This window comes from Rhizobium sp. WW_1 (assembly GCF_003610155.1).
Taxonomy (GTDB): Bacteria; Pseudomonadota; Alphaproteobacteria; order Rhizobiales; family Rhizobiaceae; genus Rhizobium; species Rhizobium tropici_A.
The window spans coordinates 1-23,603 of record NZ_RAIN01000036.1 but is presented as its reverse complement, the minus strand read 5'-3'; the positions used below and the strand labels follow the sequence as shown (position 1 = coordinate 23,603).

Genomic DNA, 23,603 nt, shown 5'->3' with positions numbered 1-23,603 from the left:
CGATGGCACATTGGAAGGGCGTCGCCGGAATCGACGCCTGATCGCTCAGCAAAATGCCCGATCCGTAGCTCTGGAACTTAACCTGACATCACCGCTCCATGATGCCGACGAAAGGCATCGCGGTCAGGACAAGCAGACCGCTGGCGAGCGCTGGCCGATAGAAGCGCCTGTTCATGTTGACCGTGTTTTCGCGCGCATGTTGGATGGTGATAACAACCAGCAATGAGGTATAGATGGTCGCATTCATTGTCGCGAAGATGTAGAAACCACTGCTTTCTCCTGCGGCGGTGACGGAAAGCACCGGTATGATCGAGGCTAGAGAAAGCACGGCATAAGGCGCAAGAATTCGTAGCGGCAAGGGATCGACATCCGATCTACCCTTTGGCGTGACGCGGAAATCAACGAATGAGCCTATCGACCAATCGCGAATGGCAGCCAGAGCTCCCGCGAGTGCCCACGGCCAGCGGGCAAACAGAAAGAGCATCATCTCCCAACTTAGGATCTTTGCGTCGAACGGTCTGAACGTGCCGGTACTGCGCCAGCGATAGGCAAACAGAATTAGCAGAACGGATTGTGGCACGAAATGCAGCAGAAAGTCCGGATAGGCAACATCGACAAAGGTCTTTCCTCTGATAAGCGCAACGATCGGCAACAGGAACATCAGCGCCATGAAGAGCGAGAAGAGAGAATACCAGAGCTGAGAGAACAGGAATTGAATCTTGAGGCGCAGCGGCAGGCGTTTGATCAGGTCGGGCGAATATTGCAGCAAGATCATCATCAGACTGCGCGACCATTGAAATTCCTGGGTGATGAGATCGGCAAAGGTGCGCGGGCCATCGCCATGCGCGATAGCATCGAGCGCGTGAACGCCACGCCAACCATGCGCATTCATCATCAGCGTGGTGGAATGGTCCTCCGCCAGCTCGGGACCCAGGCCGCCAATGCTCTTGAGAGCCTTGGTACGAACGGCGTAATGGGAGCCGATGCACAGGGGCGACAGACCGTAGTTGAACCCGGCCTGAAGCGATCCGTGCATGCTGGCTTCCGCATAGAGGCGGCCGCGTGCCGACCAGCTTTCATGGACATTCTGGTCGCAGATGCTCGGCGCGGAGACATAACCGACTGTCGGATCGGCGAAGGGACGAAGCATCTCGAAGAGATAGTCTTGGTTGGGCACGTGATCGGCATCGAGCTGCACGACGAAATCGTAGTTTTCATAACCATAGTGATCGTAAAAGAAGGCAAGGTTGCCTTCCTTGCAGCGGGTGCGCCGGGGCCAGGTCTGGCGGTGATAATCCTCGCGCCCCCTGCGGGTGGAAACCTGAACGGCGTTCGTGCGGCACCAATCCATTGTCGAGGGCGATGGATCTTCATCGGCGAGCCAGGTGTCGTGTGGCACGTCCTGTGCAAGCATGGCGGACAGTGTCCGGGCCACCACCGCAAAAGGCTCGGACGGCGCTTTCGTGACGACCATGGCAATGCGGCTGCCGGCGGGCAGCCGCAACCGCCCGTGCGGCTTTTGGGCGTGAAAGAAGACGATGATGAAGTAAGCCGGAATGATCGTCACCCATGCAAGCACAAGGGTCAGCAGGATCGATCCTGCGAGATCGACGTGATGCGCGGGTGAAAGCCACCAGCTCCAGAAATAGATGAGGGCCGCAAGCCACAGCGTGGCGCAAGCGGCATATTCCACGCGCCGGCCACCTTCCAGGATGGGCACCATCAGCGCCTCGTCCCTTGCAACCTGCGCCCGCGTCCGGATCGATGTCATTGCCGCACCTCCAACCCGAAGAAGGGGGCTGCGGTCCGGATGATCGTTTCGATGTCCGAATACATGGCCTGAAAGCCGAGTTTTTCGGCAGCAAGATCCGAAGCGGCATAAAGAGCGGGCGGATCGCCAGGGCGGCGCATGCGCATAGTGATCGGGACTTCGCGCCCGCAAACGCGCTCGATGGCGCTCACAATCTCCTTGATCGAGGTGCCTCGTCCGGTCCCCAGATTGACAGCGAGATTGCCACCGCCAGCCAGAAGATACTCCACCGCCAGTACGTGCGCTCTGGCAAGGTCGGTCACATGGATGTAATCGCGCACGCATGTCCCGTCCGGCGTATCGTAGTCGTCGCCATAGACGTCCAAGGTCTCAATCCTGCCGCCGGTCGCCAGCAGTGCGCGTGGGATGAGATGCGTTTCCGGATCGTGCCATTCGCCGAGCTCCCGTTCTGGATCCGCCCCCGAGGCGTTAAAGTAGCGTAGTGCCACATAGGTTAGCCCATAGGCGGCCGAGTAGTCTGCAAGCATATGCTCGGCGATTAGCTTCGTTCTGCCATAGGGATTGATCGGCTGGGGCGCTTCGCATTCGCGGATCGGCAGATGGGCTGGAATTCCATAGATGGCGCAGCTTGACGAGAAGATCAGTCTCTTGGCCTCGGAGCGGCGGCATGCCTCCAGAACCGACAATGTACCGCTGACATTGTTGGCATAGTATTTCGCAGGGTTCTCGACGGATTCTCCGACATAGGCCGAGGCGGCGAAATGTATGATAGCCTCGGGCCTGCAATCCTCGATCGCCTTTGCAAGTCGCGGGGTGTCGAGAATATCGCCTTCCACAAAGGGTCCCCAGCGCACCGAGGTCCGGTGGCCCGTGGAGAGGTTGTCATAGACGACCGGTTCGAAACCTTGGCTATGGAGGAGTTTCGCGGTGTGGCTGCCGATGAAGCCGGCGCCACCCACGACGAATATCTTTTGCCTGAACATCACACAACCTCGAAAAGCTCGCTGCTGGGACGAACCAGTTGACGCTCGAAGTAAGCGATGGTGGATTTCAATCCGTCCGTGAGGGCGACCGATGGTTCCCATGCCAGTTCCCGCTTTGCGACGGTGATATCGGGTCGCCGTTGGCGGGGATCGTCGACCGGCAGTGGCCTATGGACGATCTTCGATCCGGAGCCGGTGATCGCGATGATCTGTTCGGCCAGATCGCGCACGGTAAATTCAGCCGGATTGCCGAGATTGACGGGCGCCCTTATGGCCGTCTGATCAGCCATAAGGCGAAGGAAGCCGTCGATCAAATCGGCGACATAGCAGAACGAGCGCGTCTGGGACCCATCACCATAGACTGTGATGTCCTGGCCTTTGAGCGCCTGTACGATGAAATTGGAAACGACACGGCCGTCATCCGGGCGCATGCGCGGTCCATAGGTATTGAAGATACGCGCAATCCTGATGTCGACGCCATGCTGGGTGTGAAAGTCACGGAAGAGCGTTTCGGCCGAACGCTTGCCTTCATCGTAACATGAGCGGGGACCGAACGAATTAACGTTGCCCCAATAGTGCTCCGGCTGCGGGTGGACTTGGGGATCTCCATAGATCTCCGAGGTCGATGCCTGGAAGATGCGGGCCTTATGAAGCGCGGCAAGTTCCAGCAGATTGAGCGATCCAAAGACGCATGTTTTCATCGTGTGGATCGGATCGGCCTGATAATGCGGCGGCGACGCCGGGCAGGCCAAATTGTAGATCTCGTTGACGGGCAGGTCGAGTGCCGCGATGATATCGTGGCGGATAAAGCTGAATGTGTCATAGCGCAGCAGATGCCATAGATTATCCATCCGGCCGGTCGAAAAGTTATCGATGCAGACAACTTCGTGACCCTCCTGCAGAAGTCGCTCGCAAAGGTGTGAGCCTAGAAACCCCGCGCCCCCCGCAACAAGAACCGTACGCCTGTTCGCATTTTTCTGAGATAATCTTGCAGATTTGAACGCTATGCCCATCAAACCCTCCCGGTAATTAGACGCGCAGCCGAGTAATCAGGGCAAAGCAAGGATTTTGCCCATGTTCGAGGCTGTTACAACTTGGAATTATTGATGCAATTTCTGGCTATAGCTTACTAATATTTAACTATGCTGTCATTATCAGGGAATGCGGAAGTTTTACATTCTGTCCATTTTTGAGATCGACGGCGTCGGCAATTGAATTGCAGATATATACATGAAATTTCCAAGTTATATAAGAATTATCAGTGTATAAGTTTTAATATATATCTGTGTCGAAGGAGGCCCAAAAGAATAATCTGAATATCCATGCGCCAGTCGGCGAGGACTGGCGTAAGAGAAGGCTAACACAAAATCAGGCCGGGAGGAGCCGTTGCGACATCCCGCGTAATGAGGGGTGATGGTTACGTCAAACGCAAATCAAGACGGGGATGGAGCTTCTTTAGATTTGGCAGTGATCTCATCTGCCAGGGAATTTGCGACGAGCCGCAGACGGTAAGGTGGATGTCCGGATGCTTGCGCGCCTCTATCGTCAGCTTGGCAAGCAGATTGATGCCCGAAGAATTCAAGAATTGCAGGCCGGTCAGATCGAACGTCGCTTTACCTCCGCCCCCGTGAAGGACGGTTCTGGCAAGATCGTAAACCGGCGCGTAGGCATCGGGGCCGGCCAGACGCATGGTTCCGTCAAAATATAGGGTACTGCCTTCGGACCAGACGCGGAATGCTTCTTCTTTGATTTCCATAAAGGGCCTCTCGCGGGTTCAAGCCGATGAAATTGCCATGGCGGCATAGGTTTGCAGTCTGATCCGCTGGTGCGGACCATTCTCATCGAAGTGCCAGGCCAGTTGAACCTGGTAGTCGCTCATCAATGTCAACAGTCCTAACCCGGATGCATTGTCGTCGGCAAGAACGCTTGCCTCGATCTGCTCTATGAGGAGATCGCCGGGATCGCCGGCTGTTACCTTCAGCAGCAGCTGCTGGAAACGGGCAGTCGCCTCGCTGTCGATGAAGTTCGCGATCCGCATCCGGAAGTGATGGGCATCGATAAGTGCTTCGATATGAACTTCGCCGGCGGCACGGAACTTGATGGCATTTTCGATGAGCTCATTGGTCAGATAACCGATGTCGTGTCGCATCGTCTTGTATTGTCGCTCGGACGCGCGAAAGCTGAGCGCCATCGTCTCGGCGATGAAGTCGGATGTCATGGCTGAATGACGCCATGCAAGATGAAGCGGTCCGTCGAACAGGCGAATGCGAAGGGCATTGGCAGCGTCGAACGAAACCAGATGTTCCTTGCCGAAGGTTGCTGTCGTCATCTCCTCACCTGTGCCGCATCACCACAAGAGTAATATCGTCATGGATCTTCTGGGTGCCGATATAGGCCATCAAATCGTCGAGTATACCCTCGACGACTTCCTCCGCTGTTCCGCCATGCAAGCGGCGGGCATCCTCCAAAAGCCTGTCGAAGCCGAACAGTTCGCCCTTTGAATTCTCCGCTTCGGTGACGCCGTCCGTATGCAGGACAACCATGTCGCCTTTCTCAAAGGCTATCTCGCGCGTATCGATAAAGGGCGCTATATCGGGTTCGAGGCCGACTGGGAGACCGAGATCGCCCGTGTCTATCCGCTCCACCTTGCCGTCCTGGCGAATAATGATCATGTCTTCGTGTTGGCCGGATATCGTCAATCGCTTGCCGTCGTAATCGAGGAACGACAAGGTTAGGTGTTTGTCGGTTCTGGTGCGTTCGATGTTCTTGAAGATTGCCCGGTTGAGATCAGTCAGGAATTTCGCCGGATCCATCTCGCCCGCCTCCTGCAGCGCACGCGCGATCGATTGCACCATCAGCATCAGCACGCCGCTTTCCAAGCCGTGGCCGGTTACGTCGCCGATGCCGATCTTCAGGTTGTTGCCGTTCTGCAGAACGTCGTAATAGTCACCGCCGACCTCGTCGGCCGGGCGCATATAGGCGGCGATTTCGAGATGCTTGATCGCCGTCAGCTCCTTTGCTCGCGGCAGGACCATGAGCTGGATCTGCCTGGCGACATTGAGCTCGGCGCCTAGCCGCAGGTTCTCGTTCTTCAATTGGCTGTTGAGCGTTGAAATCTCTTCCTTGGCTGCCTCGATTTCCCTGGTTCGATCGAAAACGAGCCTCTCGAGGTTTTCGGTATGGAAGCTGATATCCTCCGCCATCCGGTTGAATGCGATGCCGGCTTCCGCCACCTCGTCTCTCGTCGAGATATCGACCCTGACGGAATAATCCTTCGCCTGTATGCGCTTGGCGGCGCTTGCCAGCGCGCTGATGCCGCTGGTCACTCGCTTCGAGGCGGCAAAGACCGCCGCCGTTACGATCATCAACGACACCAGAACCGCCATGATCTGATAGAGCAGGATGCGGTTGGTCGCCCGCGATATCTCATCCTTGGCGGCGATGAGAGAGGCATAGATCTCGCGCTCCGGAACCACGATCCCCAGTGACAAGACCTCGCGCTGCACAGGCCCATCCACCCACAGATTGGTCGGGTGCAATTGTTTGACGACCACGAGATAGGGAACGTCCTCTCCCTGTTCGCTAAGCGAAATGTGCTGGATCACACCATCGGCGTCGAGCGGCAGTGCGGTGATGGCCTTTTGCATGCTGTTGCGCAAGGATCGATCGACACCGGTGACACCTTTGGCGGCAGCGTCGTTGGCGGCGCGCAGGCCGATGACCTTTTCGCCGACTGGATTGATTGCGACGACATTTCCGTTCGACATGGCGAGGAAACCGAAGCCGGTTTGAGCGACCTTCACGTGCTCAACGATTTCGGCAAGTTGCGTGAGCGTGATATCGGCACCAGCCGCACCGGCCACACCATGCCGGTCCGGTGTCCAGAGCGGATGAAAGAAGCTGACGATCAGCTTTCCGGTGATCGCGTCGGTATAGGGCGCAGTCTGAGTGATGTAGTCGGCAACCGGACGCGATGCCGGGTTTGAGGCCCATTGCTGCCAGGATTCGTAGAGGCCCGGGAAGAAGAATGTCCAGAAGTCCGCGCTGTTATGGCCGGGATAGAGCCGGTCGAAGGTCTGGGCCTGCGTTGTATAGGGCGCGGTGCGGAAAATCGGGCGCTCCCTCGGACCGATATAATACATCTGCAGCTTCGACGCGCCGTTGTGCAAGAGCGAAGGGGCGACCAGATCAAGCACCGCGCTCCACTCTATGTCGGCCTGTACCTGAGGCAGTGGATGGTGATCCTTGTCCAGCAGGTAACCCCAGACACTAACGACCGAGGGCGTTCCTGGAAGATTCTGCGCCCATTTGCCGGCGGCGTCGTAGGTCACCGTGACTGCACCAGGAGAGGCCTTGGTCATCGCGGCGCCGACATCGCCACTTCTCGTCGGGTTGTCGATCTGTCCTTGAAGCACGCCCGCCAGCGCTTTTACGTCGGAATGGACCTGGTCGATCAGCAAGCCGACCTCGGCGGCGGTGGAGTCCGCGTAGGACCGAATGTAGTCCTGGCTCGCCTTCTCGAGACCTTGCCCGACTTCCGTCGTCGCGTTGCGCGAAAGACGTTGGACATTCCATAGCGCAAGGCCGCCGCTGACGAGCAGGTCGAAGAGAACCGCTCCTCCGACGACGAGCAGAAATTTGGCGCGAAACGAGCGCAAGCCCAGCCGTTGCTTGGCGATTGACGTGTCTGTCATAGCGGTTTCTGTCCCGAAGATGCCCAGATCGGCCAGCCGGCATAACCTCTTGGGTGAAGTGCCGCAAAGATGTGATCGGCGAAGCCTTGCTTGAACCGCTCGATGAACGCGGCGGAGTCTCCTCTTCTGACCGCCATTTCATCGGCATAGACATTCTGCCAGGCCGTGATGACGTCGGCGAAATCCTGGGGGTCGCCATCGAGATTGGTGACCATGAAGCTCTCCATCCGCACATCCTTGAAGCCGGCGTCCAGCAGCATGCGGCGACCCTTCGGGCCCATTTCGACATCCATATCGAAGTGGGCGAACAGTTTTGCGACCTCGTTATATGTCCACTGGATGCTGTCGGCTCTGGGTTCGCCAAGGCAATGGGAGTTTTTCTCGTTGGTGATGTAGACGCGGCCGCCCGGCTTGCAGATGCGATAGAGTTCGCGAAGCAGCACATCCGGGCGGTCGAAGATCTGCAGGGAGTGGCGGCAGGTGACGAAATCGAACTGGTCGCTGTCGAACAACATTTGGGATGCATCGCCATAAGTGTATTCGATATCGCGAACGTCGAAGTCGTCAGCGACCTTGCGGGCATATTCCAGGCTGGGCACCGAATGGTCTAGTGCAACCATCCGCGCCGGCTTGAAATCCTTTCGCACCAACATGGCAAAATCGCCGATGCCGCAGCAGATGTCGGCGATATGCAGACCCTCGCGAAGGCCATGGCGTGGCAATATCTCGCGCTCATGCCGCCACGTCATTTTCGTCTGGGTCCTGAGGATCGGAATGAAGCTCTGATTCTCGACGAATGTCTGGCCGGGATAGAAGGCGGAATCGTAAATCTCGACAACGATGTTCGGCGACAGATCGCTCAAATGACGAAACAGCCGCGATGCCCAGGCAACCACGCTCGACGCGATGACTGTCAACGTGAGATCGGGCCTCGATCGCGTCGCATCGAGCAGCACGTGCGTCAGGGCGCGGAACGCGGTGTTGTTCATGTGGGTGACGCGTTTCAGATTGATGTAGCAGATGCCGTTTACCGTCTCGATGCCGTTGCGCAGCAGGGCGAGATCATCCGCAAGCTCGGCAATCGAATGCGGTCTGAGGACGCCCGACAGGGAAAATTCTTGATTATTGCTATCGAATTGTGCCGTGAAGCGGCGCGAAGACGGATTACTCAATTGAGCAGCCTTTCGAGCGCGAGATCCACCACGAAGGTCGTCATTCCAGCTTCCTGATCGGACAGTTCGATCCGGGCGTCGTAATTGACAGCAAGGCCGAGGAGGATCGCATGCTCGGCACGCGCGGCGTCATCGGTGATGACGTCAAGATAGTTTGCTAGCGCCTGCCCGTTTTCGATGCGTGCGACGATCGCCTCATAGGAATGGCGTTGCTCGACCGAGCAGGGGAAGGTCAATTCGATCCGTTCGATCGGGCCGCTTCGATAGAAGCGGCAGGTCAAAACACCGTTATATTCCCTAGTGTGGAACGACATTTCGAAGAGTTCGTTGAGGGCCGCGGAGAGGAGGTTGGCATGGCGGATGGGATCATGGCGATCGTGACTGACCATGCAAGCCACATAGGCGGCGCATTGGTCGCAATGCGGCCAATCGGCCACCAGGGCTCCCATCTCCATCTCCAGTTCAAGCAATGGCTCGAAGGCTGCGTCCACTTGCATTTCCATGGCATCCCCTTGAGAAATTCCTGGATGAAATGCGTTGCGAGAGCTTATTGTCCAGCGCGAAATTCGTCGAATGTCGCCGCCGATTGAGTACGTGCACCCTGCCTTATGAATTCACCAAGCCTGTCGGCGCTGAGCGGGGGACTGATGCAGTAGCCCTGCAATCGGTCGCACCCCTCATCGCGGAGCCAAGCTGCCTGTTGTGGCGTCTCTACGCCCTCTGCCGTCACCCGCATATCCAGGCCGTGAGCAAGGCCGATCACGGAACGCACGATGGTCTGGCTTTTCGTGTCCTGCAAAAGGTCCCGGATGAAATAACGGTCGATCTTGATCGTATCGAAGGGAAAATTCTTAAGATAGCTGAGCGATGAGTATTCCGTACCGAAATCATCGAGGGAAATCTGGATGCCGAGCACGTTCAGCGTATTGAGCGTATCCAGATTGTTGGTGGTCCGTTCGAGAAGCACGCCTTCAGTAATTTCCAGCTCGAGGCGCTCGGCCGGGAAACCGACGATATCGAGTGTTTGCGAGATGCGATCGGTCAGGCCCGATGTCAGGAATTCTGCCGGAGAAAGGTTGACCGCCAGCGTGTAGTGTTCAGGCCATGCCAGGGCTTCACGGCAGGCTTCTTCCAGCATCCACTGACCGATCTCGCGCATGAGGCCATCGGCCTCCGCCATGGGGATGAAAGCCGCCGGCGGAATGATGCCAAGGGTTGGATGCCGCCACCGCAGCAGCGCCTCGAAGCCCACCACCGTCGAGGAAGGCTCCACTAGCGGCTGATATTCGATGAAGAACTCGTCGCGCTGGAGCGCCACGCGCAGGCTGCGTCGCAACAGTTCCCTTTGTTCGACGACGATCAACATGGCAGGATCGAAGGTTCGCGCCCGGCGGCGACCTTCCTTCTTGGCGGCATAGAGTGCGACATCGGCAGCCTTCATCAACTGCTCGCCTTCATTACCGTCGCGCGGCGCTATTGCAATGCCAACACTAACTCCGACGAAGAGGGCGATGCCGTTGACCGTGAACGGCTTCTTGAATTCGGCCACCAGCGTGTCCGCCAGTTGCTCCGCTTCAAAGGCCCGCTGCGGCCCGGCTTGTATGATTGCGAACTCGTCACCCGCGAGGCGGTAGACCGTTCCGCCCCGACCAAGCGCTTCCTTTATTCTTTCGGCGGCAAGTTTTAGCACGATGTCGCCGGCGCCATGCCCAAGTGTATCGTTGACGGGTTTGAAGTCGTCGAGATCGAGCTGCATCAGCGCAGGCCCCATCTTGCCGTTCGCGGGAAGCAGTTGGGCGAGCGCCGCGCTGAATTGGCGGCGATTGGGTAATCCGGTCAGGGCATCGTGTGTTGCCTGATGAATGAGCCGAGCTCTTTCATTGTGTTCCGATGTCAGGCTCCCGTTCAAGGCCACCGCATTGGTTTCCATAATCAGGAGACCCGCCTGGATATAGGAGGCGAGGATGTTGCGTTTTCCCCGTCGCGGATCGTCGAGCCGGATCGTGTGCGGCTCTCTGGTATCAATGACCAGACGGATGAGTGCGGCAAAGGCCGGCTTGGCGAGGGCCGGGTAGGCTTCCCACAGCGTCACCTCGCCCCGAAACGCAAGACCGACATGTTCCTTAAACTTCTTGGAGGAATCGAGCAGTTTGAGGTCGAGATCCCAAAGCGAGACCACCGCCTCTAAATCGCCGTCGGATTCGGACCGATATGGAATTTGCTGCGACCGATCCTCTCGGTTTTCCGGCATATGGCCTTGTCCTCCCAAGCCAGCCACGCAAAATCTGGCCGTTGTCCGGTTTGCACCGGTCCGCTTGCATCGGAGCTTGCGCATTGACAATCGCAATCTCGTCGAGCGTGCGGGCGCAGGCGATAACTTACCAGAACGTGGCAGCCGCTTTAAGCGAATATATTACGAGATATTCATATTTAGCAATCATTGCCGGGACATATGCTAATCAAATGGATTGTTACGCTGTTGTTCTGTTTCATTGCTGAGCGCAGAAGATTGCACGCAAGGTCGAAGATGACGCGGTGGTTGTAGCAGCCCGTTAGCCGGCTTTGATCGTGTACAGTCGATTCGCGAGGCATGTACATCCTCGACCCTTCTCTCTTGTAGTTCGTTTGGCGTCGAGGACACCCCTTACCGGTCGTTGAGGAAATCGGAGTGTCCATCCCTTCCGTGGCATGATCCTCGTGGTTCGTATCGTCCCCGACATATCAGGCCTATTGCAGCGTCGTATTGTGCGGCTCCATCGCAAGCACCGGCAATGGTGCTTCGCGTGTCCGTTGAACAGGAGCATGGCTGCGAAGTCTATCGACCGTGCGGGCCAGCAACTCCTCATTGATGATGGCTTGCATCTCCGTGGTGAATTTCCGCAGGCTGAACTGCTGCGCATGCGCTTGCAGCGTTTCCGGGCGAAACTGCTGTTGTGTCGCCTCGAAGTCAAGCACAGCCTCGACTAGAGCGTCGGCGGACTGCTCGTCGAAGAGGACGCCGGTCACGCCCGGCATAACGGTCTCCAGCGCTCCTCCGCTTCCATAAGCGATAACGGGCCGCCCGCTTGCCATCGCTTCCACTGGAACCATGCCGAAGTCCTCCTCGCCGGGAAAGACAAGGGCGCGGCACCGCGCCAGCTTTTCCTTCAGCACCGAAAATGGCGTGCGGCCGAGAAAGGTAACGGACGGGCCGGCAATGCGCTTCAGCCTTTCCAGCTCGGTGCCCTCGCCGATGACAACAAGCTGCCGGTTCATCCGGGTGAATGCCTGCACTGCCAGATCGACCCGTTTGTAGGGCACCAGCTGGCCGGCGCAGAGATAGAAGTCCTCGGTCGATGCCGCCGGCGCGAAATCGTCGACATTGACAGGCGGATACACCACGGTCGCGGGACGCCTGTAATATTTGCCGATGCGATCACTGACGTGATGCGAATTGGCGACGAAGCGATCGACCCGCATGCTGGTATTGACGTCCCAGGAGCGCAGCAGCGGCGCCAGCATCGGCAACATCAGTCGGGAGGCGAGACCGGCATGGGACCGATAGAAATGATAGTGATCCCAGAGATAGCGCATGGGCGAATGGCAGTAGCAGACATGCGTTGCCCGCGGCGGCGGAATGATACCCTTGGCCGGACCTGACTCGCTGGAAATGATCAGATCGTAGCCGGTAAGATCGAAACTCTCCAATGCAAAGGGCATGAGCGGCAAGAGCGACTGGTAGGCTCTGACGGCACCTGGAATGCGCTGCAGAAAGGACGTGAAGATCCGGTGCTTGCGGATCTTCTCCGAAAGGCGGCTCTCGTCGCAGACGAGCGTGAAGATATCGGCGTCCGGATACATGTCGCAGAGCGCCTCGATCACCTTTTCTCCGCCCCGCATCGATACGAGCCAGTAATGCACGATTGCTACCCGCATTGCTTTTCCCTCCGTGGGTCGGGACAACATTGGGCAGCCGACAACTTTTGCGACAGGGCCCATATCGGTTCACCACGGCATACAAATGGCCGAAGGGAGTAGCCGAAAGGTTTAACCCGCGATCGGAGCCTGCACACAAGGATATGCCTTTCCGACCAAGAGATTGCGGCGTTGCCTACCTCCCTGTCAGAAATGATAGGTCCTGTTGCTTCGGTAGGGGATTTACACGCTATGCGTTCAGCTGCTGATCTCGCGGTATGGCGCCTTCCTCGCATGATGGCGCAAGCGGCAAGAAAGCGAGATTTCGGCTCATGTCTAAAGTGTGCGCCTTTACTTACCATTCCGTCCCAGGGTCGCCTCGGCTTATAAGGTCCTGGTTTCTGGCGTTGATGCTCTCCGGTGCGGCGGTTCATGGCGCGGCGAGCGCTGCGACCAATGACATCTATCATGTCGGCCCCCAGGCACGGATCAAGGTCGCCATTGTCGAATGGATCGCGGCGACCGGCGAGTATAAGGAATGGACCGCGTTGAACGGCGAATATGTCGTGTCGCAATCGGGCTCGATCTCCATTCCGATGATTGGAGAAATGCAAGTCGGCAACAAGACTGTCGAAGACATCAGTGCCGATATCGGTGATAAATTGAAGCAGATCACCGGCTTGGCAGTTGCGCCCACGGCCTCCGTCGAAGTCGTCAAATATCCGATGATCTACGTGTCCGGCGCCGTCGAAAAGCCGAGCGAGCTGGAGTTCAGACCCGGCCTGACCGTGAAGCAGGCCATTGCCATGGCAGGCGGACGCGAACGTCGGTCCACTCAGACCGGCGACTATTCGGAGGCGCAGCAGATCAGCTATGCCGGCGAGATCAGCCGCATGGAGCTGCAACTGAAGCAGCTCGGTGCCCGGCGGGCCCGTTTGATGGCCGAACTCAACGACCAGCCCGCAATCTCATTTCCGCCGGAGATCAAGGCTGCGCCCGAAGGGTCGGCCGTCTGGCAGATCATGACCAGCGAAGTCGACCTGTTCAACGCCAGAGCGGATGCCCTGCGTCAGCAACTCGCCTCGGCGGGAGATCTGGAAGTTCTGCTGCGCAATGAAATCAACATCCTTGATGAGAAAATGTCGTCGCAGGACGAGCAGGTGAAGATCGCGCAGGACGAGTTGAGCGACATTTCCAAGCTGGTCGATACCAAAATCCTTGTTACCTCGCGAAAGACCGCGCTGGAGCGGACTGTTGCCGAGATGCAGGCAGGCAAGCTGGACCTTGTCGTCGCCTCGATGCAGGCAAAGCAGAAGCTGAGCGAGACACAGCGCGATGCGCTCAATCTCGAAGGGCAGCGCAAGACCGATGCAGGCCAACAACTGCAGGCCACCGAGACGGAAATCGAGGATACGAAGCTAAAGCGAAACACGACGCTGCAACTGCTGCAGATTTCAGGAGCGTCTCTGTCCAGAAGTCAGAGCATGAAGGCGCTCGATCTTCAGCCGATGGAATACTGGATCACCCGCAACGGCGACGAAGCCAATGCGATCAAGGCATCCGAAGCGACCGGTTTGCAGCCGGGGGACGTTCTGGACGTACGCTACAACATTTCCGGAAGCCTGGATGGCGCCACGCTTTCGTCTGCGGACGTCGGTCAATCTCAATAGCGATAAGCGAGCAATGTGGGACGATAATCATGGCAGTTCACGAGATCAGTAAAGGCTTGCGCAGTATTCCTTCGGATGCCAAAGGCGTTGGGGGTGCCGAATATATCTCGTTTCGCGATGTCTGGCGGTTCCTGCAGCGCCACTGGATGATCTTTGCCGTGTTTACGGGGGCCGGCCTCGGTATCGGCGGTATTTACATGGCAACGACCCAGCCGGTCTATCTCGCGACCACGCGGCTTGTCATGGACCCGGACCAGGGGCGCATTGTTTCGCAGGATGCCTTCACCGGCACAGTCATCATCGAGGCGGCGGAAATTGCAAGCCAGGTCGAGATCGTCAAATCCGAGGCCACCGCGCGCGCTGTCGTGCAGAAGCTCAACCTCACGGAAGATCCGGAAATCATAGGCGGCATGTCCTGGCAGGCCGCCCTGCACGACAAGCTGCGTGCCATCTTTAGGCCGTTCAAACATGATGATGATGTTCCCACCAAGGCTGAGACCACTGAGGACGACCTTATGCGCCGCACCATGGCGTCCTTTCTGTCCAGGGTCGAGGTCAATCGCGTTGGCCAGTCCTATATTCTGGAGATCGGCTACAGCTCCGTCGACCCGCAAAAGGCTGCGCAAGCGGCCAATGCGATTGCCGAGGCCTATATCAAAACCGGTCTCTCGCAACGCGCGTCTGCAGCCCAGAGCGGCGCTCAATGGCTGGAGACGCGTTTGATCGAAGTCGGCCGGCAGGCTCGCGAAGCGGCGATGAACGTCGAGGAGTTTCGCGCCAAGAACGGTATCATGGAGATCAGCACGTCGTCTTCGCTCGATCAGCAACAATTGTCGGAGATCAGTAGCCAGGCAGTCGCGGCCAAGGCGCAAACGGCAGCGGAATCTGCAAAACTTGCAACTCTCAATCAGTTGATGTCGGGTGGAAAAGTTGAGGGAGATGTCGATGAAACGATGAACAATCCGCGCATACAGAAGCTACAGGAAGATCTGGGAGCCGCGACGATCAAGTTGAACAACCTTACAAGCAGGTATGATGCCGACAATCCAGCCATCGTTGCCGCGCAGCAGGAAATCGATCGAATAAAGGGGGACATGCGCAAGGAATTCGAGCGCATCCAGGCAGTCTACAAGGCGAATCTGGAAGTCGCCAAGACGCGTGAAAAGCTCCTCAGCGACGAGTTGGCATCGCTGAAGGATGCGGGGACAGACAAGAATCTGGCGAGGGTGGAACTGTCGGAGATGGAAAGCCGTGCCACCACTTATCGCCGGATGTATGAAAGCATCCTGCAGCAGTTGATCGGCGCGCTGCAAAAAGAATCGTTTCCGCTCGGTAATGTGCGCGTCGTGACGCCGGCCGCGGTGCCCCTCGCAAAGACCTGGCCGAAATCCTCTTTCGTCCTGCCCTTCACGGCCATGCTCGGCCTGGCGGCTGGCGTCATGGCCGCGCTCCTGCGGGATGGCCTGGATCGTCGTGTCAGCTCCAGCGAAAAGCTGCGGCGAGAATTGGGGATCAGCTCCCTCGGCAACGTCCCCGTCTATATGAGCCCGTCCTTCCTGCCAGGAAGCATGGCAGTCGCCACAGCCGGCTGGCGACGAACGATGCTGCCACTAAGATCCGTGCTCGATACGCCCTATTCGCAATTTTCCGAAGCTCTGCGTGGCGTCAAGCACTCGATCGATTCCGCCTTCCCGACGAATGCGCCCATGGTGATCGGTATCACCTCGGTCGGCACAGGCGAAGGCAAGACCACGATCGCGACCAATCTCGCCCAGCTCTATCAGCACGAAGGTGCATCCGTCGTGCTGATCGACGCCGACTTCCTCAATGCAAGACTGAGCTGCGTGGTGACAGAAGCCGGCACGGAATTCGGCATGGAAGCCCTTAGCATCAACGATGTGCCGCGCCGCTATGCCGTTGCTCATGAAGGCGGACTGCTTGTTGCAAAGGCAGAGCACGAGCCTGGAGCCGAGATCGTCCAGGCCCATGGCGGAGTGCCGGTCGTCACCGTCGATGAGACCGAGAAATCGGTCACCGCCTTTCAGCGCTACGGGCATCTGCCCGCATTGAAGGCCGAGATCGACCTGTTGCGGCGGCGATACAAGGTCGTCATCGTCGATATGTCGGCCTTCGAGGATTCGGCTGACACGCGTGTCATCTGCACCTATCTCGAAGGCATCGTCGTCGTCGTCGGGCAAACGAACAAGATGACGGTCGAGCGGTTGTCGGACGCGCTGGCAAGCTTTGGCACGACCACGATCAATATCCTCGGCATCATCGCCAACCGCAGCCACGAGAAGCGTCATCATCGGGACAAACGTGTCTGGCGGCGCAGGCTTGACGCGCGTCAGGTGCGTGCATCCGCAAGGCGCCTTACGGGCCACGTAACGGGTCGCCCCTTGAAGATCACGCTTGGCATTGCAAGCTCTGGTCGCCGCGACATCCTGTCGTCCATCCTCCCGAATATTGCCGGCCAGACCCGCAAGCCGGATGAGATCGTCGTCTGCCTGTCCTCGCCGGAGGACATCGATCCGAGCTGCCTGCGCAATCTTGATATCCCCGTCCGGGTGCTGATTAGCGAGCGTGGTCTTTGCCGTCAGCGCAATCGCATTCTCGACAACATCCAGGACGCGGATGTCGTCCTTTTCCTCGATGACGACTTTCTGATGACGCCTACCTATATCGAGGAGACGGAGCGGCTGTTTCAACTGCAACCGGATGTCGCGATGTGCACCGGGACGGTCCTGGCCGACGGCGTTACCGGGCCAGGTATATCTGTTCGCGATGGCTTACGCCTGGTCGACAGCAAGCGCCGACGCCGCTCGGAGCCCTCAATGCAAATTCGACCCGTTTACAACGCCTATGGCTGCAACATGGCGATCCGCATGGCGATCATCAAAGCCGCCGTCCTGCGCTTCGACGAGAATCTGCCCTTCTATGGCTGGCTCGAAGATGTCGATTTCAGCAGGCTCGTCGCCCATTATGGCCAGGTCGTCAGCGCCAAACAGCTCGAAGGCGTCCATCTTGGCACGAAGGGCGGTCGATCGGGAGGCGTCCGTCTCGGCTATTCGCAGATAGCAAACCCGCTTTATCTCATGCGTAAGCACACGATGGGCGCACCACAGGCAGTGCTTCAGATAGGCCGCAATCTTCTGGCTAACCTCGTCAAGGTCTGGCGGCCCGAGCCCTGGGTCGATCGCAAGGGTCGTCTCAAAGGTAATGCCATCGCGCTTCGCGATCTGCTCAAGGGCAGGCTGGCGCCACAAAACATCGAAGCGCTGGATTAGTCCCATGACGCCTTCATCGGATCTCGATCGCGTCGTTATCATCAATGATCGCTCTGCCAGGATCGGCGGAGCGTCGAATCTGGCAATTCTCTCCGCAAGCTTGCTGCAGGAGGCAGGAGTCGCCGTGACCTATTTCGCCGGCGATACCGTCGGCTCCGAGCGGCCGGCATCCGACACCGTCAATCTGGCAGCACGACCGCTGATGCAGCAGCCGCGTCTCAGTGCGCTTGCAAGCGGTCTTTACAGCAGCCACGCCTATGACGGGTTGAAGGCCTTGATGGCGCGTGTCGATAGCAAGGGTACGATCTATCATGTCCATGGATGGTCGAAGATCCTGTCGCCTTCGATCTTTCGCGCGCTGTGGCCGGTTCGTGGTCGTGTCGTCTTGCACGCCCACGATTATTTCCTCTCCTGCCCGAATGGGGGATTTGCGAATTATCGCAGAGGGCAGGTCTGTTCTTTGACTCCGATGTCGCTCGACTGCCTCGCGACGAACTGCGACAAGCGCGGCTACCATGAGAAGATCTGGAGATCGGCCCGCCATATGGTGCGGGAGCACTACTATCCAATCCAGCAATTTGCCGCCAATATCGTCGTGGTGCATCAACGCATGCGTGACTATTTTGCCCGCGGGCAAATCGACATGAGCAACATCGAGACGATCCGCAATCCGGTTGAACCTTTCCTCGATTATCCGATTGAGCCCTGGAAGAAGCGTGACTTTTTCTTTGTCGGCCGGTTGGAGCCGGAAAAGGGATTTGAGGATGCCGCGCTTGCAGCGCGGCTTGCCGGCGTGAAACTCCAGATCATCGGCGATGGCGCCGGCCGCGCCCGCCTGGAGCGGGATTTTCCAGAAGTCGTCATTCACGGCTGGAAATCCAAGGGCGAAATGCGGGAAATTCTTGGCGATGCGCGCGCGCTGGTCGTTTCTTCGAGGGTGCCGGAGCCCTTTGGATTGGCGGCACTCGAGGCGGTGACAAGCGGCATACCGGTGATCTTGCCGGATATGGCGCTACTTGGTGATGAGCTCGCCATGCTCGGCTGCGGATCGGTCTTTCAGAGCGGCAAGGTTGAAGCGCTTGCCGGCGGATTACGCCGGCTCGCCGGTGATGACATGCTGCTTCGTCTGATGAGCGTGAATTGCCTGCGCCGGTCGAGCGAGATGGCGCACACGCCGGCGTCATGGCGCCAGGCATTGCTTGCCCTCTACGATCGCGTTCTTGAACGCGCAAACGCCGCCAGGACAAGCTCGCAATTGACCGCGCGTGGCGGCATTTCAGCCGGCCATCGGCTGATCGATGAGGCAGGCTGAGGCTTGTGGGTAGACCTGTGACCGGCACCCTACGCCAATGGGACTAGGCCGATGTCCGCAGGGTCAATTGTCAAGGATTGGGGCAGCTGGCAGCCTTTGGAGCGAGCGTGATAGCGGTGAGGGGTCCTAAATATGTTATCGACTTTTGACAGCGTAGCCCATCGTGAGCGATCTCGCAGTGAGGCGAAGCGGACTGAGCGGCTCGGGCGCGCCAAGCGTATCGTCGACCTTGTTCTTTCCGGGCTCGGATTGCTGTTTCTGGCGCCGGCGCTGCTTGTCATTGCCGTCGCATTGCTGCTGGTCGACGGCCGGCCCGTCATCTACCGCCACACGCGTATCGGCCGCGACGGGCGTCCGTTCGACTGCCTGAAATTTCGTACGATGCGCAAGGATGCCGACCGACAGCTGGCGGAATTGCTGGCTCGCGACGCGGTGCGAAAGGAGGAATGGCTCTCAACTCAGAAACTGGCGAACGATCCGCGCGTGCATTGGCTCGGAAAGTATCTACGCATGAGCAGCGCCGACGAATTGCCGCAACTGCTGAACGTTCAGCGCGGCGACATGAGTCTGGTCGGACCTCGGCCCGTGGTCGCAGCGGAGCTCGATCGCTACGGGCCAGATCTCTATTGCTATCTCGGGCTACGGCCGGGGATCACCGGTCTCTGGCAGGTCAATCGCAATGCCGACACGACCTATGAGGAGCGCGTCCAATTCGATCTGGACTATTTTCACAGTCGTTCGCTGCGGGCCGACTTTGCAATTCTCGCAAAAACCGTCGGTGTCGTGCTGCTGGCGCGTAACGAAAAAGAACGTCTCACCAAATGAGAAGCGCGGCCATGGTAATCCATACGGCAAGGCAGAAGATCACGAGAATCCAGCGAAGCAGATATTTGCGGCTCAGGCCGCCTGGTGGTTCCGACTGGATACGGTCACGGTCATCGTCTTTCATAAGCGGCTCTGCTTGGTGTTCCATGATAATTGCCGGCGCATCCCTGTTTTATTGCCGAGAACTTCGGTCGGTCTCTGGCGCCCAGAGTAGTAATTGTGGTGCGCTGAATTCGAATAATTCCGACAAGCCCTGCTTACAGGCAAGGTTTCATTGCACGAAAACATGTCCTCAATGGGAATGCTATAGATTTTATCTGGTGCAGAGCTGGAAGCCATTGCGCAGATCGATGCTGCCTTTCGGTGGAATTCCTCAACTTGACGATGTGAAGGTCGAATTTCATCCATTTTTACTTGCTCGTGTGGTGCGCTGATGGACAGCGTCCCGGTTCACCACAAACATGTCGTCCCGACGAGCGGCCTGCGTCATTGGCTGCGCTCTCGCATGCCTTCGATCGTCGGCGACGGGGCCTCGACGCTCGTTTCAAAGATCGTATCGCAAGTCGTGCAGCTCGTTATATTCCTCGTTGCCGCCCGTATGCTGGAATCAACGGAATTCGGTCTCTATGCGTTCAGCTCGGCGATCGTGGTCATGCTTGTCGTCATCGCGGAAGGCGGATGGGGCGAGTTCGTGATGAAGGCTGAATGCACGGATCGAGAGCTCGACCAGATCGGTACGATTGCGTTCATCGCCGGCGTGCTGGTGACGATCGTCGGTTTGCTTGCAGCCGCCATTGCCTGGCGCCCGTTCAGCCGGCCGCACGAAGCGCTTCTTTTGCTTCTTTTCAGCTGCTGGTTTCTGCCATCGTCTCTTTATGCCGTTTATGATGGGTTGCTGGTCGCCCGTGGCCTCCTGCGTAAGCAGGCGGTTATTCGGATGGCAAGCGAAGTTGCCGGGCTTTGTGTTACCGTGCTGGGGCTGTGGCTGGGCTGGAACGTGTTTTCGCTCGCCGCCGGCCGGCTTGTGTCGCAGCTGGTTTGTCTGGTCGGGTCGGCCGCCGTGCTCGCCTGGCATCCGAGACCATATTTGACCTGGCCCTTCGCGCGAGAGATCCTGGAATTCTCTAGCCACATCCTGTCGAACAGGCTGATCCTGTTTCTGCGTTCCTACTCCGGAACACTCGCGATCGGCAGCTTTCTCGGTCTTGCGGAGGCGGGCTATTATCGCGTCGCGGAGCGCATCGTCGCGGCATTTTCCGAGCTTATCGGCGAACCCGCGCGAATGCTTGCCTGGACGCTGTTTCGCCGGGCGGCGCAGGTGATCGGCTCGGACGGCAGGCAGGTTCGCGATGCCGGCCCTCCGGCAACCGTCTTCATGACGGTTCTCATGGCGATCTCCACGCCGATCTATCTCGGCCTGTCGCTGATATCGTCGGACTTGATCGGCATCGTGCTCGGCGAAAAATGGGCGCCTGCAGCGGTTCTCGTCACTATCTTGTCGATGAAGCAGGTCCTGTTGATGCCGGGTTATGTCACGGAAGCCCTTTTGTCGTTGTCAGGTAATATCAGGCGTATGCCGCCCACCTTGCTGTTGAATGCAGTGGTCTCCGTCTCGCTGATCTTGCTTCTCGCACCTTTCGGCGTTGTTGCCGCGGCCTGCGGGCAATGTCTGGCGGCGCTGATCTCCTTCGTGACCTCCATGCATCTGCAAAGGAATTACGGAGGCCTTCGATGGGAGCGTGTGCTGCGCAAGAGCGGCTATCTCGCGATTGCCATCGCATTGATGGCGTCAGCGGTCTACGGCCTGGGCTATTTCGCCGGCTCGCTCAGCATCCAGCGTGTGCTGATCCTGGTGCTGCAAGTGGTTTCGGGCGGCGCAATCTATGTCTGCACGCTTCTGGCTCTGGAGAAGGTGAGCGCAAGCGCGGCTTCGATTCTATCGGGCAGGCCGTGATCGGATAGATGCGGATGGGGGATGCAAGATGACAACTTCACCATGGTCCAGTTCGTCATGGTCGGCGCGGACGCGCCGTGCTTTCAAAGGGGCCGCACAGACGGCTGCCTATGGGTTCTCGCCACTGAGTGCGGCGAGAGGGCGGCTGAACTACCTCCTGCCCATTCCGCGACGCTTTACCGGTGCTTATGCCTCTTATGAGGCCGCCATGGCCGCCGCTCGCCGGCAGACCATGGCCGGCTACGATCATGACGAGATCGCGCCCGTCGCATTTGCCAAGATGTGCGAAGTGGCGCCCTGGGACTATCCGGTGCTGTTCTGGCTCTGCAACCTGCTGCACGAAATTAACGGTCTCGTCGATGCGGGCGGCCATATGGGGACGAAATATCGTGCCTTTCACCCCTTGCTGCCGCTCGACAGAACATTTCGCTGGGTCGTCTACGATCTGCCTGCCATTGTCCGCGCCGGGCAAAGCCTTGCCGAAAAGGAGGGCCTGGCAAACCTGTCCTTTGTCGACCGTATCGGAGACGCCGGCGAGATGCCATTGCTGCTCGGATCGGGGCTGATGCAATATCTCGATATGCCGCTGTCTGGCCTACTGTCGCAAATGCCATCGCGGCCTCAGCATCTGATCCTCAACAAGGTTGCGCTTCGCAAGGGCAACACCGTTGTCACGCTCGAACGCATCGGCAGGTCATACGTTCCCTATCACATGCGCAACGAGGCGGAGTTCCTCGACGATATCGCAAGGCTTGGTTACAAGCAGGTCGATCGCTGGTCCATTCCCTCCTTGTCACACGCCATCGACACTCATCCGGAATTCGGCCGCAGCGAAAGCGCCGGCTTCTATTTCCGGCTCGGCTAGAGCAACTCCCGCAAATGCGCTAGGCGGTTTTGTATCTGGAACTACGTGAAAACAAGGAGATAAGGTATTCCGGCAGCGCCGGTTCGAACGGAAATCGTCTAGCTGTGATGGAGTGACAGGTTGGGCTGACCTGGGTTGCGGGCGTTACGCGATTGCGCGACCGCATGTCGTTGCTTGAGGTGGTCGGCGAGACGGATCGACAGAGCCAGCAGCATCAAGGTCGGATTGGCGTGACCTGGCGTCGGAAACACCGAACTGCCGGCAATGAACAAGCCGTCAATGCCGTGAACCATGGCATCGGTATCAACGACACTCGTCCGTGGATCGGTTCCCATGCGTGTGGTACAGGAAGGATGTGCCATATCCATGAAAGCGGGCAGGGCGTCCTGCCTTGCCTCGATCCAGTTCGGCAGTTCCGGTTTCGGTAAGTAAACACGAACAAATTCGTCCGAGATGAGCCCGGCAAGCCGCCTGACACTGCCTATTTCGCGTGCGCCAATCTTCCAGTTGATGCACGGCAGCGGCTGGCCAAACTGATCGCGCTGTTGCGTGAGCGTGATACGGCTTTCCGGATCGAGCTGTTGTTCGACCATGACGTCGAAACGCAATTCGGTCGAGCGATGCGGCAGGCCGCGCTTGCGAACCAGGCGCTCGTAGAGCCCGGAGGTGATCATGTCCGCCGATCTTGCGAGCGTTGCCAGATCTCCCGTGACCGTCTTGCTGGCGCCCTTCGCCAGGCGCTTCAACGCTGCCCAGGGATCGTCCTCGGCGTGGATCTGCACCGGATAGGCGGCGCAATTGGTAAGACCTTCGCGAGCCTGGACGTCCGGGCTCAAAGACAGGCCTCTGAGATAGAAATGCGTGCGCCCGTCATGGCTGAGGCCATAGAAATTGAAATGCCGGGCAATGGCATCGATGTCACACCCTTTAAAGCGGCAGAGTGAAGCGCGGGGGTGATCGCAAAGATAGCGGCCTACGACATCATGCCCGTTGCCGATGCCGGCCGGTAACGTGGAACTGGATGCGAGCAAGAGACGCGCGTTCTCCACGCCGCCGCCACAAAGAACCACCGTACTTGCATGTGTCCGACATCAGCGCCCTTGAGACAGAATTGGTTTAATTGAGAAGAGAGGATTTTCGGCTCATCGTAGCTCTATCAAAGGAAGCGAAGATGAG

At 58.2% G+C, this 23,603-nt stretch carries 17 protein-coding genes and 1 pseudogene; 6 read left to right on the top strand and 12 right to left on the bottom strand.

Annotated elements, in window-relative coordinates:
- Positions 1-91: 91 nt before the first annotated feature.
- The 10 genes and pseudogenes from BJ928_RS37325 to BJ928_RS37280 all read right to left on the bottom strand — a co-directional run.
- Positions 92-1,771: pseudogene (locus tag BJ928_RS37325) on the bottom strand (glycosyltransferase family 2 protein); the annotation flags it as partial.
- On the bottom strand, positions 1,768-2,754 hold the full coding sequence (gene galE / locus BJ928_RS37320; protein WP_047636898.1) for a UDP-glucose 4-epimerase GalE: 987 nt from the start codon (positions 2,752-2,754) through the stop codon (positions 1,768-1,770). The pseudogene BJ928_RS37325 and the gene galE, both read right to left, overlap by 4 nt.
- Positions 2,754-3,767: a UDP-glucuronic acid decarboxylase family protein gene (locus tag BJ928_RS37315; RefSeq protein WP_047636899.1), complete on the bottom strand. Its 1,014-nt coding sequence runs from the start codon at positions 3,765-3,767 to the stop codon at positions 2,754-2,756. The genes galE and BJ928_RS37315 overlap by 1 nt, the downstream gene beginning before the upstream one ends.
- Before the next feature lie 404 nt (positions 3,768-4,171).
- A complete protein-coding gene (locus BJ928_RS37310; protein WP_047636900.1) occupies positions 4,172-4,510 on the bottom strand; it encodes a hypothetical protein in 339 nt (112 codons plus the stop codon).
- A gap of 18 nt (positions 4,511-4,528) precedes the next feature.
- The gene (locus BJ928_RS37305) at positions 4,529-5,083 is read right to left on the bottom strand and encodes an ATP-binding protein (protein ID WP_052228060.1); all 555 of its coding nucleotides are present in this window, start codon (positions 5,081-5,083) and stop codon (positions 4,529-4,531) included.
- A gap of 4 nt (positions 5,084-5,087) precedes the next feature.
- Positions 5,088-7,448: a SpoIIE family protein phosphatase gene (locus BJ928_RS37300; protein ID WP_047636901.1), complete on the bottom strand. Its 2,361-nt coding sequence runs from the start codon at positions 7,446-7,448 to the stop codon at positions 5,088-5,090.
- Positions 7,445-8,620 carry a class I SAM-dependent methyltransferase gene (locus tag BJ928_RS37295; protein WP_047636903.1) on the bottom strand — a complete coding sequence of 392 codons (1,176 nt, stop codon included), beginning with the start codon at positions 8,618-8,620 and terminating at the stop codon, positions 7,445-7,447. Before BJ928_RS37295 ends, BJ928_RS37300 begins: the two co-directional genes overlap by 4 nt.
- On the bottom strand, positions 8,617-9,117 hold the full coding sequence (locus BJ928_RS37290) for a ubiquinone biosynthesis methyltransferase UbiE (RefSeq protein ID WP_082012060.1): 501 nt from the start codon (positions 9,115-9,117) through the stop codon (positions 8,617-8,619). The genes BJ928_RS37295 and BJ928_RS37290 overlap by 4 nt, the downstream gene beginning before the upstream one ends.
- 50 nt (positions 9,118-9,167) lie before the next feature.
- On the bottom strand, positions 9,168-10,871 hold the full coding sequence (locus BJ928_RS37285) for a bifunctional diguanylate cyclase/phosphodiesterase (RefSeq protein ID WP_047636907.1): 1,704 nt from the start codon (positions 10,869-10,871) through the stop codon (positions 9,168-9,170).
- A gap of 476 nt (positions 10,872-11,347) precedes the next feature.
- Positions 11,348-12,535 (bottom strand): glycosyltransferase, encoded by a 1,188-nt coding sequence (locus BJ928_RS37280; RefSeq protein ID WP_047636908.1) that lies wholly within the window; start codon positions 12,533-12,535, stop codon positions 11,348-11,350.
- A gap of 389 nt (positions 12,536-12,924) precedes the next feature.
- Between BJ928_RS37280 and BJ928_RS37275 the strand changes: the two genes are divergently transcribed.
- From BJ928_RS37275 to BJ928_RS37260, 4 genes are all read left to right on the top strand, one after another.
- Positions 12,925-14,184, top strand: coding sequence for a polysaccharide biosynthesis/export family protein (locus BJ928_RS37275; RefSeq protein ID WP_245432806.1), 1,260 nt, complete (start codon positions 12,925-12,927; stop codon positions 14,182-14,184).
- Positions 14,185-14,213: 29 nt separating this feature from the next.
- A complete protein-coding gene (locus BJ928_RS37270) occupies positions 14,214-17,471 on the top strand; it encodes a GNVR domain-containing protein (protein WP_082012057.1) in 3,258 nt (1,085 codons plus the stop codon).
- 4 nt (positions 17,472-17,475) lie between these two features.
- Positions 17,476-18,783, top strand: coding sequence for a glycosyltransferase family 4 protein (locus tag BJ928_RS37265; protein ID WP_052228061.1), 1,308 nt, complete (start codon positions 17,476-17,478; stop codon positions 18,781-18,783).
- A 132-nt stretch (positions 18,784-18,915) separates the two neighbouring features.
- Positions 18,916-19,608, top strand: coding sequence for a sugar transferase (locus tag BJ928_RS37260; RefSeq protein WP_047636910.1), 693 nt, complete (start codon positions 18,916-18,918; stop codon positions 19,606-19,608).
- Here the strand turns inward: BJ928_RS37260 and BJ928_RS39790 are convergent.
- A complete protein-coding gene (locus BJ928_RS39790; RefSeq protein WP_281024183.1) occupies positions 19,598-19,732 on the bottom strand; it encodes a hypothetical protein in 135 nt (44 codons plus the stop codon). The two genes, BJ928_RS37260 and BJ928_RS39790, sit on opposite strands and share 11 nt — an antisense overlap.
- 309 nt (positions 19,733-20,041) lie before the next feature.
- On the opposite strand from BJ928_RS39790, the gene BJ928_RS37255 reads away from it, so the two are divergent.
- Positions 20,042-21,562: an oligosaccharide flippase family protein gene (locus BJ928_RS37255; protein ID WP_052228062.1), complete on the top strand. Its 1,521-nt coding sequence runs from the start codon at positions 20,042-20,044 to the stop codon at positions 21,560-21,562.
- Between the two features lie 28 nt (positions 21,563-21,590).
- Positions 21,591-22,427 (top strand): methyltransferase, TIGR04325 family, encoded by an 837-nt coding sequence (locus BJ928_RS37250; RefSeq protein WP_082012058.1) that lies wholly within the window; start codon positions 21,591-21,593, stop codon positions 22,425-22,427.
- 98 nt (positions 22,428-22,525) lie between these two features.
- Here the strand turns inward: BJ928_RS37250 and BJ928_RS37245 are convergent, their stop codons facing one another.
- Entirely contained in the window at positions 22,526-23,458 is a 933-nt protein-coding gene (locus BJ928_RS37245; RefSeq protein ID WP_245432803.1) for a GMC family oxidoreductase, read from the bottom strand.
- Positions 23,459-23,603: the final 145 nt, after the last annotated feature.